This window comes from Actinomycetota bacterium (genome assembly GCA_004297305.1).
In the GTDB taxonomy this organism is placed as follows: Bacteria; Actinomycetota; Actinomycetes; order S36-B12; family FW305-bin1; genus FW305-bin1.
This window is the reverse complement of record SCTR01000002.1, coordinates 22,126-40,154: the sequence shown is the minus strand read 5'-3', so window position 1 is coordinate 40,154 and position 18,029 is coordinate 22,126. Positions and strand designations below refer to the sequence as shown.

Below are 18,029 nucleotides of genomic sequence, written 5' to 3'. Positions count from 1 at the left end.
GGACGTGACCAGTTCCGCTCGCACCGAACCCGGCCGGCTGCCCGCCGGCCGGGTTCGTCGGCGTGCCGCGGCCGGGCTGCTGGCCGCGGCAGCCGGGCTGGTGATCGGCGTCCTGGCCGCGGGGGCGGCGCAGGCCGCCGCGTACCGGTACTGGACGTACTGGTCCTCGACCGGGACCAGTTGGGTGTTCGCCCAGCAGGGCCCGGCGTACCGGGTCCCGGCCGACGGGACCGCGGAGGGCTGGCGGTTCGGGGTGTCGACCGGGACCACGTCGGGCCTGGTCCCGCGGCAGCCGGCGTCGACCGCCTTCGCCGAGGTCTGCGGGTCGACGCCGGCGCAGGACGGTCGCAAGCGGGTCGCGGTCGTCGTCGACTACGGCGTCCCGGCCGACGCCCCCGACGGGCAGAGCCCGCCCGGGGCGTTGCGCGGCAGCTGCGTCGTGGCGCCCCCGGCATGGACCGGGGCACAGGTCCTGTCCGCCGCGGCGGCGGTCCGCACCGGCCCCGGGGGGCTCGTCTGCGGACTGGACGGCTATCCGTCCGGTGAGTGCGCGGTGGTCGTCGGGACCACGCCGACCGCAGCGGCCACCACCAGCCCACCCCGCGCCAGCTCGTCACCGCGCCGCGCGACGCCGGATCCCACCACGACGGGGCCGTCGGCCAGTGGCCGGGCGACGGCGTCGACCACGAAGCCGAGCGGCGCGACCGGTACTCCCCCAGGCACTTCCGCGGCACCGACCGGGTCGTCGAGCAGCGGCGCGCCCACCGGCGTCGACGCTGGCGCGAGCAGCACGCCGACGACCAGCGACTCGTCGTCCTCGTCCGACCAACCCCAAGCCGAGCCCTCGGTCAGCCTGTCCCTGGGCGCGGCACCAGTCGCCGCGAGCAGCACCCTGGCCGGCCCGCTGACCGCTGCGGTCGTGGTCGTGCTGGCCGGCGGCCTCGGCACCGCCGCCTGGTGGCGTTCGCGGGGTCGGCGGCAATGACCGATCGCCGGCACGGCGGCGGTGCGCCTTGACGCCGGCGAGCACGATCCGGGCCCCCCGGTGGCTGCATCCGGGCGCCTGGTGGCTCTGGGCGCTCGGCCTGGCCACCGCGGCGAGCCGCACCACGAATCCGTTGTTGTTGCTGTTGATCCTGGGCGTGGCCGGCTACGTCGTGGCTGCGCGCCGGCCGGACGCGCCGTGGTCGCGCTCGTTCGCCGTCCTGCTGCGGCTCGGTCTGATCGTGATCGGCGTACGGGTGATCTTCCAGGCGCTGCTGGGCGCCCCGATGGGTACGCACACCCTGCTGGGCCTACCCAGCGTGCCGCTGCCGGAGTGGCTGGCCGGAGTGCGGCTGGGTGGTGACTTCACGGTCGAGGCCCTGCTGTTCGCGGTGTACGAAGGACTCCGGCTGGCGACGCTGCTCGCCTGCGTGGGTGCGGCGACCTCGCTCGCCTCCCCCAGCCGGCTGCTGCGCTCGGTACCGGCCGCGCTGTACACGCTGGGGGTCACCGTCGTGGTGACGCTGAGCTTCACGCCGACCCTGGTCGGCGACCTGCATCGCATTCGCGACGCCCGGCGGTTGCGGGGCCGCCCTTCCACCGGCCTCCGAGGCATCACCGGAGCCGCGCTGCCGGTCCTGGAAGGGGCGCTGGAGCGGTCTGTGACGTTGGCGGCGGCGATGGACTCGCGCGGCTACGGCCGCGTCGCGGCGCTGCCGCGGCGTACCGCGCTGACCTCTCAGGTACTCGTGCTCGGCGGCCTGCTCGGCGTCTGCGTCGGGGTGTACGGGCTGCTGGACGGCGGCTCGCCCGGCGCGTTCGGGTTGCCCGTCCTGGCGCTCGGCCTCGCCGCGGCGCTGGTCGGGCTCGGGTTCGGCGGGCGGAGCCGGGTGCGGACCCGCTACCGCCCGGATCCGTGGGCCTGGCCGGAGTGGGTGGTCGCCGGCTCCGGTGCCGCGGCCGCCCTGGCACTGGTCGCCGCCGGCGTACTCGGCGTCGCCGGTCTGCAGACTCCCGTCGACCCGCCGGCGTGGCCGGCGCTGCCGCTGCTGCCGGCCGCGGGGATCCTGCTGGCGCTGCTGCCCGCGGTCGCCGCCCCGCCGGTGCCATTGCCGATGCCGCCCCGGCAGCGGCCGGCGCGATTGCCGATGCCGCCCCGGCAGCGGCCGGTGCGAATGCCTCAGGCCGCTGACGGCGACGTCCGTACCGGAGCTGCCACCATCGGCACCTCAGCTGCGAGAACCGGGACGACGACGTGATCACCTTCGAGTCCGTCACCGTGACGTACCTCGACGCGCCGGCCCCGGTCCTCCGCGACGTCGACCTGCAGATCCCCGAGGGCGAACTGGTCCTGGTGGTCGGCAGCACCGGCAGCGGCAAGTCGACACTGCTCGGTGCGGTGAACGGCCTGGTCCCGCACTTCACCGGCGGGACGCTGCACGGCCGGGTGTGCGTGGCCGGGCGCGACACCGCGACGCATCCACCGCGCGACCTCGCCGACGTCGTCGGCTACGTACCGCAGGACCCGCTGAGTTCGTTCGTCACCGACACCGTCGAGGACGAACTGGCCTATGGCATGGAGTCGCTCGGCGTCGCCCCGCAGGTGATGCGACGCCGCGTCGAGGAGACGTTGGACCTGCTGGGCCTGGCCGCCCTGCGCGACCGGCCGCTGCGCCGGCTGTCCGGCGGGCAGCGGCAGCGGGTCGCCATCGGCGCCGCTCTGACGTCACACCCGGCCGTGCTGGTGCTGGACGAACCCACCAGCGCGCTGGATCCCGCTGTGGCAGAAGAGGTCCTGGCCGCACTGCAGCGGCTGGTGCACGACCTCGGCATGACGATCCTGCTGGCCGAGCACCGGCTGGAGCGCGTCGTGCAGTACGCCGACCGCGTGGTGGTCGTCCCCGGTGGCGGCGCTCCGCTGCTGGTCGGCGCACCCGCCGAGGTGATGCGGGACGCCCCGGTCGCGCCACCGGTCGTCCGGCTGGGCCGGTGGGCCGGCTGGTCCCCGTTGCCGCTGTCGGTCCGCGACGCCCGCCGGGCCGCCGTATCGCTGCGCGAGACGCTGGCCGCCCTCGATCCCCCGGCGCCGCGGCCCGTGACGACGCCGGCCGGCACCGCGGCGCGACTGGAACGGGTGAGTGTCCGGTACGGCGCGGTCCAGGCGTTGCGGGACGTCGAGCTGACCGTGACCACCGGCGAGGTCCTCGCGCTCATGGGCCGCAACGGGGCGGGCAAGAGCACCCTCATGGCCACGCTCGTCGGGCTACGGCGTCCCGACACCGGGCGGGTCCGCGTCGGCGACGCCGACCCCGCCGGCCTCGCCGGACCCGACCTGGTCCGCCAGGTCGGGCTGGTGCCGCAGGAGCCGGGCGACCTGCTGGTCAGCGACCGGGTCGCCCAGGAGTGCCGCGCAGCCGACGCCGACGCGGGTGTCAGCCCGGGTTCGACCCGGGCACTGCTGGCCCTGCTCGCGCCCGACATCGACGACGACATCCATCCGCGCGACCTGTCCGAAGGGCAGCGACTGTGCCTCGCGCTGGCTGTCGTGCTCGTCGCCGAGCCGCCGGTGGTGCTGCTCGACGAGCCGACCCGCGGGCTGGACTACGCCGCCAAGGACCGGCTCGTGGACATCCTGCGCGCGGTCGCCGGGCGCGGCCACGCCGTCGTCATGGCCACCCACGACGTCGAGCTCGTCGCCGACGTCGCCGACCGGGTAGTACTGCTGGCCGACGGTGAGATCGTCGCCGACGGGCCGACCGGCGAGGTCGTCGTGTCCTCGCCGATGTTCGCCCCGCAGGTGTCCAAGGTGCTCGGCCCGCAACCGTGGCTCACCCTCGACGCCGTGACCGCCGCGGTGCGGCCGTGACGGCGACGACCGCCGGGCCTGCCCCGGCGCCGGCCCGGGTGCGGGCGTTGCCGCTGGGCCGCCGGTCCGTCCTGGCGCTGGCCGCGGTCAGCGTCGTCGGCGTCTTCGCCTTCGGCTGGCCGTTCCTGGCGGATCCGACGTCGTTCACCGTCGATCACGCCGCCGACGCGCCGTGGCTGTTCGCGCTGCTGCTGCCGCTGGTCCTCGGCGTGGTGCTGGCGACGCTGGCCGACGGCGGCCTGGACGCCAAGGGGATTGCCGTACTGGCGGTGCTCAGCGCCGTCGTCGCCGCAGTACGACCGCTGTCCGCCGGCGTCGCCGGCCTCGAACTGGTCTGGATCGTCGTGGTTCTCGGTGGCCGGGCGCTGGGGCCGGGTTTCGGCTTCGCACTCGGCTCGGTGTCGATGTTCGCCTCGGCGCTGATCACCGGCGGCGTCGGGCCCTGGCTGCCGTTCCAGATGCTCGGTGCGGCCTGGGTCGGACTGGGAGCCGGCCTGCTGCCGCCGGTCCGCGGCCGGCGCGAGGTCGTGATGTGCGCGGCGTACGGCGCCGGCGCGGCGGTGCTCTACGGCTGGCTGCTGAACCTGTGGTTCTGGCCGTTCCTGTCCGGTATCGCCAGCCAGGTCTCGTTCGTCCCCGGCGATCCGGTCCTGGCGAACCTGCGGCGCTGGATCGTGTTCGACCTGACGACGTCGCTGGGCTACGACCTGCCCCGCGGCGTGCTGACCGCTGCGCTGATCCTCGTCGCCGGCGGCCCGGTGCTGCTCGCGCTGCGGCGCGCCGCCCGTCGGGCCTGCTTCGACGCCGACGTCCGCTTCAGGCCCGCCGTCCCCGCCGGCGACGCCCTGCCCGACACCGGCCGCAACCCCGTGGGCGGCGAAACTCCGCGCAAGGAAACTCCGGCCGACGAAACTCCGCGCAGGGAAACTCCGGCCGACGCGCTGCCCGACAGCGGGCGGCCGGGATGAAGGTCACCCTGCTCGGTACGGCGGGAGCCGACGGCTGGCCGAACCCGTTCTGCCGCTGCGCTTCCTGTACGGCGTTGCGCTCCCGCGGCGAGGTGCGCGGACAACCGGCGGCCCTCCTCGACGACGCGGTGCTGCTCGAATGCGGCCCGGAGACGCTGCGGGCCGCCGCCCGCGCGGGCCGGGTGCTCGACGGCGTCCGCCTCGTCCTGGTGACCCACGCCCACCCCGACCACCTGGACCCGGCGTTCCTGTTGTGGCACGCGTGGGCCGGCGCACCGGCGTTGACCGTCGCGGGACCGCCCGGGGTCGTCGCGGCCTGCCGGGACTGGCTGGCACCGCAGTCCGGCGTGAGCCTCCACCCGCTGCGCCCCGGCGAGACGCTGGTCTGCGAGGGCTACCGCGTGCGCGCCGTGCCGGCCGCGCACTGCCCGCCGGGAGGCGCGGACCCGTTGGCGGCCGAGGCATTGCTGTACGACGTCACCGGGCCGGACGGCGCCCGGGTGCTGTGGGCGACCGACACCGGCCCGCTCCCAGCGGCCACCGTCGACAGCCTGCGGGACACGGCGTACGACCTGGTGGCCCTGGAGGAGAGCTTCGGCGACCACACCGACCACGGCACCGGCCATCTCGACCTGGTGACCTTCCCCCGGGTGCTCGCGGACCTCCGCCGCGTCGGCGCCGTCGTCGACCACACCGCCGTCGTCGCCGTCCACCTCGGCCACCACAATCCGGATGTGCCCGTGCTGCGTGACCGCCTCGGCGCCTGGGGCGTCAGCGTCGTGGACGACCTGACCACGCTGCAGCTGGGCAGCGGGCGGCAGCCCGGTACGGCGGCAGCCGAAGCGCCACAGCCCGGTACGGCGGCAGCCGAAGTGCCGCAGCCCCCACCGGCGCGCCGGACGTTGCTGCTCGGTGGCGCCCGTAGCGGGAAGTCGGTGACCGCCGAGCGGCTGCTCGCCGACCGCGACGACGTGATCTACGTGGCGACCGCGGCGGCCGGCACTGCCGGTCCGGCCGACGCACCGGCGGACCCGGAATGGTCGGCCCGGATCGCCGCGCACCAGGCCCGGCGCCCGGCGGCGTGGACCACGATCGAGACCCTGGACATCGCCGAGGTCGTCGCCGCCGCCGGACCGGGGCAGGCCGTGCTCGTCGACTGCCTGTCGTTGTGGCTGGCCGGCCTGCTCGACCGGCACGGCGCCTGGGACGGCGGCGGCGCCGCGGTCCCCGCCGCGCTCGACGCCGCGGTCGCCGGCCTGCTGGACGCGCTCCGACGTAGCCGCGCCCGGATCGTGTTGGTATCCAACGAGACCGGCATGGGTGTCGTACCGGCCACCGCCTCCGGGCGGCTGTGCCGGGACCACCTCGGCATCCTCAATACCCGCGTGGCCGCCGCGTGCGACGACGTGACGCTGCTGGTGGCCGGCCGCGCCGTACCGCTGTCCGGCAGCGCCGCGCCTGCGGCGGCGCCAACGACCTCGGCGGGCGGCCGTACGCCGCTGTCCGGCAGCGCCGGCGGGTCGGCCCGATGAGCGCTCCGCTCGACCTCGCCGCACTGGCGGCTCAGGTCCGTCCGCCGGACGAGACCGTCGCGGCGCAGGCGCGCGAGCGGCAGGACCGGCTCACCAAGCCCGCGGGAGCACTCGGCCGGCTCGAACCGCTGTCGGTCTGGCTGGCCGCGACCACCGGCCGCTGCCCGCCGCAGCCGCCGCAGCGGGCTCGGGTCGTCGTCTTCGCCGGCGACCACGGCGTCGCGCGCACCGCGGCGACCTCGGCGTACCCGCCCGAGGTCACCGCCCAGATGGTCCACAACCTCGTCGGCGGTGGCGCGGCGGTCACCGTCATGGCCGCCGCGCTGGGAGCCGGCGTCCGTGTCCTCGACCTGGCGGTGGATGCCGACGACGACGCCGCGCTGCCCGACGAGGTCCGGCACTGGAAGGTCCGGCGCGGCAGCGGCTCGATCGACCGCGAGGACGCCATGAGCGCGGCCGAATCCGACGCCGCACTGCGCGCCGGGCTCGCGATCGCCGACGACGAGATCGACGCCGGAGCCGACCTGCTGATCCCGGGCGACATGGGCATCGGCAACACCACGGTCGCCGCCACGCTGGTGGGGCTGCTCACCGGCGCCGGGCCGCTCGAGGTCGTCGGGCGCGGCACCGGCATCGACGACCTCACCTGGATGCGCAAGTGCGCGGCGGTACGAGACGCGATGCGGCGTGGCCGGCCACACACGGCGGACCCGGCAGCGCTGCTGGCGGCCGTCGGCGGCGCCGACGTCGCGGCGATGAGCGGGTTCCTGCTGCAGGCGGCCGTACGCCGGACGCCGGTGATCCTCGACGGCGTGGTGTCCGGCGCCGCCGCGCTGGTCGCGGCTCGGCTCTGCCCGACCGCGGCGCTGTGGTGGCAGGCCGGTCACCGGTCGACGGAGCCGGCGCATCGGCTCGCCCTCGACGCCCTCGCGCTCTCCCCGTTGCTCGACCTCGACCTGCGCCTCGGCGAAGGCACCGGCGGTCTGCTGGCCCTCCCGCTGGTGCAGGCCGCGGCGGCGACGCTGCGCGACATGGCGACCTTCGACGAGGCCGGAGTGAGCGGCCCCGCCGCTGCTCCCCCGCCGGGATGAGCCGGCCCGCCCGCTCCGGCGACGGCGAGCGCACCGCAGCACCCCGCCGGGTCGACGGATTGCTGCTCGCCGTCGGCACGCTGACGGCGATCCGCGTGCCGCCGCCGCGGTCGGTGGACCGGCGTACCGCCCGGGCCGCCGTACTGGCCGCACCGCTGGTCGGAGCCGGGCTCGCGGTGATCGCCGCGCTGATCGTGTTCGCCGCGCGCCTGCTGCTGGACCGAGCCGATCGCGGTACGGCGACCGTACTTGCCGACCTCGTCGCGGCCACCCTCGGCATCGCCGCCCTGGCCGTCGCGACCCGCGGCCTGCACCTGGACGGGCTGGCCGACACCGCCGACGGCCTGGGCTCCCGCCGGCCCCGCGACGAAGCGCTGCAACTCATGCGCCGCTCCGACATCGGCCCGTTCGGGGTCACCACGCTGGTCCTGGTACTCCTGCTGGACGCCGCCGCCCTGGCGACGTGCATCTCGGCCGGTCACGGCACCCAAGCGCTGATCGCGGCCGGTATCGGCAGCCGGCTCGCCGTGGTCTGGGCGTGTCATCGCCGCATCCCGGCGGCCCGGACGGACGGCTTGGGCGCGTCGGTCGCCGGCACCGTCGGCACGCTCGCCGCCGTGGCGGTGACCCTGGCGAGCCTGGCGGCCGTGGCCGTGGTGGCCTGGCACGACGACGACGCGTCGCTGCGATCCGACGTGGTGACGACGGTCGCCCCCGCCGTCGGGGTGCTCGCCGGGCTGGTCCTGGTACGGCTCGCCCGGCGCCGGCTGGGCGGGGTGACCGGCGATGTCCTGGGTGCCGTGGTCGAGATCGCCGGCTGCGTGACGCTGCTGGTCGTCGCGGCCGCCTGACGCCTTGTGAACGCGGCGTTACACCGCCGGACGCGGCGGCGGCGAGCCCTAGGGTGGGCGCTGCCTCGCCCGTCGCCGCTGTTGTGGGAGCCGTCCGCGTGACCATCAAGGTCGCCCTCGAGCACCGTACGACGTACCGGTTCGACCGCCTGATCGGGCTCGGTGCGCACGTCGTACGGCTGCGACCGGCACCGCACTGCCGCACTCCGGTGGAGGCGTACTCCCTCACCGTGTCACCGGCCGACGCGTTCGTGAATTGGCAGCAGGACCCCTTCGGCAACCACCTGGCGCGGCTGGTGTTCCCGCAGCGCACGACGGAACTGTCGATCACGGTCGACCTGGTCGCCACGATGACGGTGATCAATCCGTTCGACTTCTTCGTCGCCGAGCAGGCCGAGACCTACCCCTTCGGCTACGACCGCGACCTGGCCGCGGACCTCGCGCCGTACCTGCGGCCGGTGACCGAGCCGGGCCGCTCCGAGCCCGGGCCCTTGCTCCGCCGCTGGCTGCACGGCATCCGGCCGCCGACCACCCCGATGCGGACCGTCGACTTCCTCGTCGCGGTGAACCAGCGGGTGTACCAGAGCGTCGCGTACGACGTCCGGCTGGAAGCCGGGGTGCAGTCGCCGGACACCACGCTGCAGCGGGCGATCGGCTCCTGCCGGGACAGCGCCTGGCTGCTCGTGGCGATCCTGCGGGAACTCGGCCTGGCGGCCCGCTTCGTCTCCGGGTACCTCGTCCAGCTCGCGCCGGACGTCGAGGCGCTGGACGGGCCCACCGGCCCCCGGCAGGACTTCACCGACCTGCACGCCTGGGCCGAGGTCTACCTGCCCGGCGCCGGCTGGGTGGGGCTGGACCCGACGTCCGGCCTGTTCGCCGGGGAGGGCCACATCCCGCTGGCCGCCAGTCCCGAACCGGCCACCGCGGCGCCGGTGACCGGCGTGGTGGAGCCGTGCGAGGTGGAACTGACCTACCGCAACACCGTCCGGCGCATTCACGAAGACCCCCGGGTCACCCGGCCCTACACCGACCAGCAGTGGGCGCGGGTCAACGAGTTCGGCCTCGCCGTGGACGCCCGGTTGGCCGCCGGGGACGTCAGGCTGACGATGGGCGGCGAGCCGACGTTCGTCTCCATCGACGACATGGACGGCGCCCAGTGGAGCACCGAGGCGCACGGCGACGCCAAGCGGGAACGGGCCGGCGAACTGGTCGCGGCGCTGCGCGAACGCTGGGCTCCCGGCGGCCTGGTGCATCACGGCCAGGGCAAGTGGTACCCGGGAGAGCCGTTGCCCCGCTGGCAGCTCGGCCTCACCTGGCGCACCGACGGTGAGCCGGTATGGCGTGACGCCGCGCTGCTGGCCGATCCGCTGGTCGCCGGGACCGCCGGACCGGACGACGCCGCGGAGTTCGTCCGCGGCGTCGCGGCCGCGTTGGGTATTCCGGCGACGTTCGCGATACCGGCGTACGAGGACCCGCTCGCGCAGCTGCTGGCCGAGGCCCGGCTGCCCGACGGCGCTCCGCCGGCCGACGACGGACTCGACGCGGCCCTCGACCCCGCCGACCCGGACCCGGCGGCGAGCGCTCGGGTCCTGGCCACGCTCGACGAGCGCCGTGGCGAGCCGGTGGGCTGGGTCCTGCCGTTGCACCGCACCGAACAGACCGGCTCGCACGCGGAACCGGGCTGGGCGACCACCCGCTGGCAGACCCGCCGCCGGCACCTGTACCTGGCGCCCGGCACCTCGCCGATGGGGCTGCGGCTGCCGCTGGACTCGCTGTCGTGGACGGCGCCGCCGTACCTGCCGGAACCGTCTCCGCTGCAACCGCTTTCGCCGCTGCCCCCGGCCACGGCTCCTTACGCCGCCGATACACCACCGGCGGCGGCCGTGGTACCCGGCGAGGGCGCGCCGACCACGGCACTGTGCGTCGAGCTGTGCGACGGGCGGCTGCACGTCTTCCTGCCCCCGGTCGCCGACCTCGCCCCGGCACTGCACCTCGTGTCGGTCGTGGAGGCGACCGCGGCCGTGCTCGGCCAGGCCGTCGTCGTCGAGGGCTACCCGCTACCGGCCGACCCGCGGACGCCCACCGTCGTGGTCGCGCCGGATCCCGGTGTGCTGGAGGTCAACGTCCATCCCGCGGCGAGCTGGCCGGAACTCGTCGCCACCACCGAGGACCTGCACGCCGAGGCACGCGCCGTACGCCTGGGCACCGAGAAGTTCGCCCTCGACGGCGTCCACACCGGGACCGGCGGGGGCAGCCACCTGACCCTCGGCGGCCCGACGCCGGCCGACAGCCCGCTGCTGCGCCGCCCCGACCTGCTGCGCAGCCTGGTGACGTACTGGCAGCACCATCCGGCGCTGTCCTACCTGTTCGCCGGCCGGTTCATCGGCCCGACCAGCCAGGCCCCCCGGGTGGACGAGGGCCGCGCCGAGAACCTGTACGAACTGGAGATCGCGTTCGCCGAACTCGACCGGCTCGCCGACGACCCGCCGCCGTGGCTGGTGGACCGGTTGCTGCGCCACCTGCTGACCGACATCACCGGCAACACCCACCGCGCGGAGTTCTGCATCGACAAGCTGTACAGCCCCGACAGCGTCCGCGGCCGGCTGGGACTGTTGGAGATGCGCGCCTTCGAGATGCCGCCGCATCCGCGGATGGGACTGGTGCAGGCCCTGCTCGTGCGCGCCCTGGTCGCCCGGTGCTGGGAAACGCCGTACGCCGGACGCCTGGTGCGCTGGGGCAGTGAGCTGACCGACCGCTTCCTGCTGCCGGCGTACGTCGAAGCCGACATCGGCGACGTGGTCGAGGACCTGCGCGCGCACGACCTGCCGTTCGAACTGGGCTGGCTGGACCCGTTCCTGGAGTTCCGTTTTCCGCGCCTGGGCCGGGTGCAGGTCGGCGAGGTCGGCATCGAGCTGCGCCGGGCCATCGAGCCGTGGCACGTGCTGGGCGAGGAGGCGACCGGGGCCGGCACCGCGCGGTACGTCGACTCCTCGCTGGAGCGGGTCCAGGTCGAGGTGACCGGCCTGACCCCGGGCCGGCACGTGGTGACCTGCAACGGCGTCCCGCTGCCGTTGCGGCCCGGACCGGTCGAGGGCGTCGCCGTCGCCGGCGTCCGCTACCGGGCGTGGCAACCCTGGTCGGCATTGCACCCGACCATCGCCGTGCAGGCGCCGCTCGTCTTCGACCTGGTGGACTGCTGGAACGGCCGGTCGCTCGGCGGATGCACGCACCACGTCGTGCACCCCGGCGGACGCGCGTACGACCGGCTGCCGGTGAACGCCAACGAGGCCGAGGCCCGGCGGGTCAGCCGGTTCGAACCTCGCGGCCACACCCCGGGCCCGATCGACCTGAGCCGCTTCGCCGCCCTCGCCGCCGCTCCGGAGTCCGGCCGCACGCTCGACCTGCGCCGGACCCCCCGCACGTGACCGCATCCGACGTGGACCAGCTGGCGGCGCCGGCCCTGCTGCGCGACTACCCCACGTCGCCGGACGTCTTTGACGAGGCGGTGACCGGCGACCGGCAACTGCGCGGTCCGTGGCAGGGACTGCTGGGCGCCTTCGACGGCCTGGGCGTGGCCGAGTTGCAGTGGCGCCGTTCGGAAGCCGAGCGACTGCTGGAGGCCGACGGCGTGACCTACCACGCCCACGACAGCAGCACCCCGCGGTGGGCACTGGACCCGATCCCGGTACCTATGGCCCGCGACGAGTGGACCCGGGTGGAGGCGGCGGTCAGTCAGCGCGCCGAGTTGCTCGACCTCGTGCTGACCGACCTGTACGGCCCCCGCGAGACGCTGCGCCAGGGGCTGCTGCCCGCCGACGTGGTGTACGGCCACCCGGGCTTCATCCGCGCCTGCGACGGCATCACGCTGCCCGGCCCGCGGCAGTTGTTCAGTTACGCCGCCGACCTGGCCCGCGACGCCGACGGTTCCTGGCAGGTGCAAGGTGACCGGGCGCAGGCGCCGTCGGGGGCGGGCTACGCCCTGCAGAACCGCGTCGTGGTGTCGCGGATCTTCCCGGACCTGTACCGCGACACCAAGGTCACTCGCCTCAGCCCGTTCTTCCAGCAGTTGCGCAGCGCATTGCAGGACGTCGCTCCCGAGGGAGTCGAGGCTCCCCGGGTGGTCGTACTCACGCCGGGGGCGGCCAGCGAGACCGCGTACGAGCACGCCTTCCTCGCCTCCCGGCTCGGCTTCCCGCTGGTGGTGGCCGCGGACCTCACCGTGCGGGGCGGCCGGGTCTGGTTGCGTTCGCTGGGCCGCCTCGAACCGGTCGACGTCATCGCGCGCCGGGTCGATGCGGCGTTCAGCGATCCGCTGGAGTTACGCCCGGACTCCCAGCTCGGCGTACCGGGCCTGATCGAGGCGACCCGGCAGGGCACCGTGTCGGTGGTCAACACCCTCGGCAGCGGCGTGCTGGAGAACGCCGGGCTGCTGCCGTTCCTGCCGCGGCTGTGCCAGGCGCTGCTCGGCGAGCCGCTGCTGCTGCCCAGCGTGCGGACCTGGTGGTGCGGCGATCCGGCCTCGCTGCGCTACGTCCTGGACCACCTGCCCGAGGTCGTGGTCAAGCCGCTGGCGCGCGGCGCCCGCGCGAGCCGCTTCGGCTGGACGCTGTCCGGCGACCAGCGCGACGAGGTACGCCGGCGCCTGCTGGCCGACCCCGCGGCCTGGGTCGCCCAGGAATCGCTTCCCGGCAGCCAGGTGCCGATGGTCGGCGACCACGACGTACAGCCGCGGCGGATGGTGCTGCGAGCGTTCGCCGTCGCCGCCGGCGACCGGTACGAGGTGCTGCCGGGCGGGCTGGTCCGGGTCGCCCCGGCCGTCGACACGGTGCGGATCTCCAACGCCGACGGCGCGGTGTCCAAGGACGTCTGGGTGCTCTCGCCCGACCGGGTGCAGCCCGGCGAAGGCTGGCAGGACGAGGCGCCGGTCACCGTCCGCGCCGGCTCGAGCGCCATCTCGCCGCGCGCCGCGGAGAACCTGTTCTGGCTGGGCCGGTACGCCGAGCGCGCCGAGTCCACGATCCGGCTGCTGCGGGTGGTCCACAACCGCTACAACGACTTCCAGCGCGGCACCGATCCGGCGGGTGCCGCGGCGCTGCGCGTGCTGTTCGCCGCCCTGACCGAGGTCACCACGGCCTTCCCCGGTTTCACCGGCCCGGACGCCGGTACCCGGCTGGAGCACCCCAGCGCCGAACTGCGCTCGCTGGTCGTCGACCCGACGCGCCCGGGCACGGTCGCCTACGCCGTACGCCGGCTGCTGGCCACGGCCATCGACGTCCGCGACCAGCTGTCGGTCGACACCTGGCTCGTGCTGGGCACCCTCGACCGCCACTTCGTCGAGCTGGAACGGACCCCGGAGCTGACCGCTGACGCCGCGCTGCTGTCGCTGGACCGGGCGCTGGAGGCCCTGCTCGCGCTGGCCGGCCTGGCCTCGCAGAGCCTGGTCCGTGACACCAGATGGCGGTTCATGGGCATCGGCCGGGCCCTCGAACGGGCCCTCGGTCTGACCGCGGCGATGCGGACGACGCTCGCCGACCAGCGACCGGCCAGCGAGGAAGGGCTGGTCATCGAGTCGTTGCTGGGCGCCGCGGAGAGCATCGTGACCTACCGCCACCGGTACCGGGCCCGGCCCCATGTCCGGCCCGTCCTGGAGCTTCTGCTGGCCGACCGCGACAATCCGCGGGCGCTGGCGTTCCAACTGGACCAGCTCGGACAGGACCTCGACCGGATCCCGGCGTCGGCCGGGGGCGACCGGCCGCAGCGGCTGCAGCAGGAGTTGCGGGACCTGCTCGCCCTGGCCGACCTGTCCGTGCTGGCCGAGGCCGACCCCGACGGCCGACGGAGCGAGCTGGACGCCTTCCTGGGCGACGTCATCGCGCTGCTGTCCGACCTCGCCCTGGCGGTGGACGCTCTGCACTTCAGTCACCTGGCACCGCTGCGCCCGCTGATCAGCGCGCGATCCTGGGCGCAGGCGCCGCGGTCCGCTGCGTTGGGCCTGCGGTGACGGCGGCGAGTATGACGCTGAACCTCAGGTGCAGGTGAGTCGGCGGTGAGTGCGACGTACCAGGTGGTGCACCGGACCCGCTACGAGTACGACGACGAGGTGTCGGCCAGCTACGGCCGGATGCACCTGCTGCCGCGGACCACGCCGGGCCAGGACTGCGACGGCGCAACGTTAACCGTCGACCCCCCACCAGACGTCGTCACCGAGCACCGCGACTACTTCGGCAACCGCTCCTCGTACTTCGAGGTGACCGTCCCCCATCGGGCGCTGCAGGTGACCTCGACCAGCACCGTCACGGTCCACGGCCGTAGCGGCGACCACCCGCTGTCGCGGTACGACGCGCCCTGGGAACGGGTCCGCGACGGACTCGACGCCGGCGACGACGACCCGGTCGCCGCGCGGGAGTTCACGCGACCGTCGCCACTGGTCACGGCGTCGCCGGCGCTGTCGGCGTACGCCGCCGGGTCGTTCCCGGCCGGGCGGCCGATCCGTGCCTGCCTCACCGACCTGCTGACCCGGATCCACACCGACTTCCGCTACGAGCCCGGCGTCACCACGGTCACCACCACCCTGGACGAGGTGCTGCGGCAGCGACGCGGCGTCTGCCAGGACTTCTCCCACCTGATGATCGGCGGCCTGCGCTCGCTGGGCCTGGCCGCTCGATACGTCAGCGGCTACGTCGAGACCCGGCCGCCGCCGGGCGGATCCCGGCTGCAGGGCGTCGACGCATCCCACGCGTGGGTATCCGTCGCGCTGCCCGGCGTGGGCTGGCTCGACCTGGATCCCACCAACGACCAGGTCGTCGACGACCGGTACGTCACCACGGCGTGGGGCCGTGACTACGGCGACGTGCCGCCGTTGAAGGGCGTGATCTTCACCGAGAGCGCCGAGAGTTCGCTGCAGGTGTACGTCGACATGGTCCGGCAGGACTGACCGGTCAGTATTGGTGTGGCACAGGTCACATCGCAGGAGGGCCCTCGGCGCGACGAGCACCCGGCAGCGCCGGGGAGGATTGCCCGCATGGCCCTCACCCGACCGCTGCCCGCCGACATGCCGTCGCTGGAGCGCACCGAGAAGACCGACCGGATTCTCTTCGCGACCGCGGCCTTGGGCATGCTCGTCGCCCTGGTGACCTTCTTCCTCGTCGCCTCGACCGCGCCTGGTGAGGACGCCGGCGACTTCCGCACCGAGCCGAAGATCCTCACCGTCGACCGCTGAGCCAGCCGGTCGCCGCACGCGCTGCGGCAGGTCCTCAGCCACGCTGGGCTACTGACACCGTCACCTTCAGTTGTCGACCTGGGTCGCCGTTCGACCGAACGGGTTCACCTGATCGGTTGAAATCGATCTCAGACCGTCTCAGACAGCCCGGCAACGGCTAACTCGCCGTGAACACCTGACATCCTTCAGCCCAGTGAGTCGCCGGGGGGCGACCGGTTCAGGGGTGGTGGGGTTCATGCGCGCAGTTGCGCGTCGTGTGTTGTCCGTGGGGGCCGTGCTCGGGGTCGTTGCCGCGGGGGTCGTGGTCGCCACGCCTGCCTGGGCTGCCAACGGCACCGTCAGCGGTTGCGTCGTCGACAAGAACAACGCCCCGATCGCGGGCCTCACCATCGGTGTCTACCAAGCGATCGAGACCCTGCCGCCGGACCCGGTGCATCCCAACGACCTGTACCAGCGCATCGGCATCAACGCCGTGGGGTCCGAGACGATGGCGGGAGTAGCCAACCCGACCACCGGAGCCAACGGCTGCTTCTCCGCCGCGCTTCCCAACGGGCAGTACGACTTTGCCTACCTCGACTTCGTCACCAGGTCGACGCCGCGGTACGGCCTGTCCTGGTACGCCGGGGCAGCCGGCGGCCTGGCGTCGCAGGGCACCGCGACCCCGACGGTGTTGCCGCGTATCGATGCGACCGCGGTGACGGTCTCGCAGAACGTCGCGATCCAGCTCGGCACAGCCAAACTGCAGGACGCGGTGTCGTTGTCCGGGGTCTTGACCGGCCGCCTTGCCGGATTCCCGCGCGACCGTGGTGGTGTCGTGCTCTACACCGACGTCCACAAGGTCGTGATGAACACCGGGTACTACGCCTTCCCGGACACCGGTTCCAACGGTCAGTACACGATCGGGGGGGTCCCGGGCGTCGACGCGAACGGCAACCCGATCCAGTACCGCGTGCGGTTCGTCGACCGCCGGCACGGCTGGCCGACGGATTTCCTCTACGGCCCCAACGGCGGCGTGCAGACCGAACTCAGCAACGACGACGGGCCGTTCCTCGGCTTCGACAACCACGGCACGGACTATCCGTTCGACGACACCTGGGTCGCCGGCGTCACTCCGGTGACGCTGCCGACCGGACCGTTGAACTTCTCGCTGCCCGGCGTCCCGACGCAGATCACCGCGTTCACGTCGTCGTCGACGTCGCCCGCGGCTGGTGGCTCGGTCACGTTGAGCGCCACCGTGGTTCGTACCGACCAGGACTGGAACAACCTGTCGCAGTCCCCGCCCGGCCGGGTCGGCTTCTACGACGGCACCACGCTGCTCGGGACGTCGGCCCTGGCCACGGGACGGGCGACGTACACCGCCAGCCTGCCGTCCGGCGCGCACTCGCTCAGCGCGCGGTACCTCGGCGAGGTCAACGCGACGACGTTGGCGTACACCCGTGACGAGTACGCGCCCAGCACGAACTCGAACGCGGTCACGGTGACGTGGGGCGGCGGGAGTGGGACGAGCGCGAGTACGACCACCCTGGCGTCCAACCCGACGTCGCTGGCCCGCGGCGGCAGCTTCACGCTGACCGCGACCGTCGGCAAGGCGGCCGGGACCCCGACCGGCACGGTGACCTTCTCGGCGACCGCGCCCGGCAGCACGTCCTCGTTCAGCCTCGGCTCGGCAGCGCTCAACACCAGCGGCGTCGCGACGCTGACGGTGAACTCCGGGACGTCGCCGGCCGGCAGCTACACCGTGGCGGCCAGCTACGGCGGGGACGCGACCACGACCGGCAGCACCGCGACGCCGATCACCGTGACGCTGACCAACGGCACGACGACCACCGCAGCGACGACCACGACGCTGGCAGCCTCGGCGACGTCGGTCACCTCCGGGACCGCGGTGACGTTCACAGCCACCGTCGCCTCCAGCGGCGGGACCCCCACGGGCACAGTCACTTTCCGGGACGGCTCGACGACGATCGGGGCCGGCACGCTCTCGGGCGGGACCGCGACGTTCACGACGTCGGCGCTCGCGGTCGGCTCGCACTCGATCACCGCGGCCTACGGCGGGACCACCGGCTACGCCGCCAGCACGTCGGCGGCGCGGACGGTCACGGTGACCTCGGGTGGCGGCACGACGTCGGCGTCCACGACCACGCTGACGGCCACCCCGGCGTCGCTCCCGCGCGGCGGCAGCTTCACCTTGACCGCGACGGTCAGCCGCGCCGCGGGCGGTACCGCAACCGGCACCGTGACCTTCACGGCGGTCGCCCCCGGCGGCTACACCTTCACCCTGGGCACGGCTGCACTGAACGCCAGCGGCGTCGCCACCCTGACGATCAACTCGGGGACGTCGCCGGCGGGGACGTACACGCAGCGGGCGGCGTATGGCGGCAATAGCACGACCTCGGCCAGCACCTCCGGCGGCACCGTCACGGTGACCCTGACGTAGCGGGCCGCGGCAGCAGAGCCGCGCTACGCGACTGACGGCGCGTGACCTAACGGTCACGCGCCGTCAGTGCGTTGTCACCCG

12 protein-coding genes are annotated in these 18,029 nt (G+C 74.3%); all 12 read left to right on the top strand.

What is annotated here, in order from left to right; genetic code table 11:
• Window positions 1-4 precede the first annotated feature (4 nt).
• The 12 genes from EPO13_00585 (at window position 5) to EPO13_00530 (ending at window position 17,948) form a co-directional block, all read left to right on the top strand.
• Complete coding sequence (locus EPO13_00585) at window positions 5-985, top strand: hypothetical protein (GenBank protein ID TAK71032.1); 981 nt, start codon at window positions 5-7, stop codon at window positions 983-985.
• Window positions 986-1,049: 64 nt separating this feature from the next.
• Window positions 1,050-2,243, top strand: coding sequence for an energy-coupling factor transporter transmembrane protein EcfT (locus EPO13_00580; GenBank protein ID TAK71187.1), 1,194 nt, complete (start codon window positions 1,050-1,052; stop codon window positions 2,241-2,243).
• Window positions 2,240-3,850 carry an ABC transporter ATP-binding protein gene (locus EPO13_00575; GenBank protein ID TAK71031.1) on the top strand — a complete coding sequence of 537 codons (1,611 nt, stop codon included), beginning with the start codon at window positions 2,240-2,242 and terminating at the stop codon, window positions 3,848-3,850. The genes EPO13_00580 and EPO13_00575 overlap by 4 nt, the downstream gene beginning before the upstream one ends.
• A gap of 47 nt (window positions 3,851-3,897) precedes the next feature.
• Window positions 3,898-4,818, top strand: a complete 921-nt coding sequence (locus tag EPO13_00570) for an ECF transporter S component (protein ID TAK71186.1) — start codon at window positions 3,898-3,900, stop codon at window positions 4,816-4,818.
• Window positions 4,815-6,350 carry a bifunctional adenosylcobinamide kinase/adenosylcobinamide-phosphate guanylyltransferase gene (locus tag EPO13_00565; GenBank protein TAK71030.1) on the top strand — a complete coding sequence of 512 codons (1,536 nt, stop codon included), beginning with the start codon at window positions 4,815-4,817 and terminating at the stop codon, window positions 6,348-6,350. The genes EPO13_00570 and EPO13_00565 overlap by 4 nt, the downstream gene beginning before the upstream one ends.
• Complete coding sequence (gene cobT, locus EPO13_00560) at window positions 6,347-7,441, top strand: nicotinate-nucleotide--dimethylbenzimidazole phosphoribosyltransferase (protein ID TAK71029.1); 1,095 nt, start codon at window positions 6,347-6,349, stop codon at window positions 7,439-7,441. The genes EPO13_00565 and cobT overlap by 4 nt, the downstream gene beginning before the upstream one ends.
• Window positions 7,438-8,292: an adenosylcobinamide-GDP ribazoletransferase gene (locus tag EPO13_00555; protein TAK71028.1), complete on the top strand. Its 855-nt coding sequence runs from the start codon at window positions 7,438-7,440 to the stop codon at window positions 8,290-8,292. Before cobT ends, EPO13_00555 begins: the two co-directional genes overlap by 4 nt.
• A gap of 98 nt (window positions 8,293-8,390) precedes the next feature.
• Window positions 8,391-11,717, top strand: coding sequence for a transglutaminase family protein (locus EPO13_00550; protein TAK71027.1), 3,327 nt, complete (start codon window positions 8,391-8,393; stop codon window positions 11,715-11,717).
• Entirely contained in the window at window positions 11,714-14,293 is a 2,580-nt protein-coding gene (locus EPO13_00545) for a hypothetical protein (GenBank protein ID TAK71026.1), read from the top strand. The genes EPO13_00550 and EPO13_00545 overlap by 4 nt, the downstream gene beginning before the upstream one ends.
• Before the next feature lie 45 nt (window positions 14,294-14,338).
• The gene (locus tag EPO13_00540; GenBank protein ID TAK71025.1) at window positions 14,339-15,226 is read left to right on the top strand and encodes a transglutaminase family protein; all 888 of its coding nucleotides are present in this window, start codon (window positions 14,339-14,341) and stop codon (window positions 15,224-15,226) included.
• A gap of 87 nt (window positions 15,227-15,313) precedes the next feature.
• Window positions 15,314-15,511: a hypothetical protein gene (locus tag EPO13_00535; GenBank protein TAK71024.1), complete on the top strand. Its 198-nt coding sequence runs from the start codon at window positions 15,314-15,316 to the stop codon at window positions 15,509-15,511.
• A gap of 235 nt (window positions 15,512-15,746) precedes the next feature.
• A complete protein-coding gene (locus tag EPO13_00530) occupies window positions 15,747-17,948 on the top strand; it encodes an Ig-like domain repeat protein (protein ID TAK71023.1) in 2,202 nt (733 codons plus the stop codon).
• The last annotated feature ends 81 nt before the right edge of the window (window positions 17,949-18,029 follow it).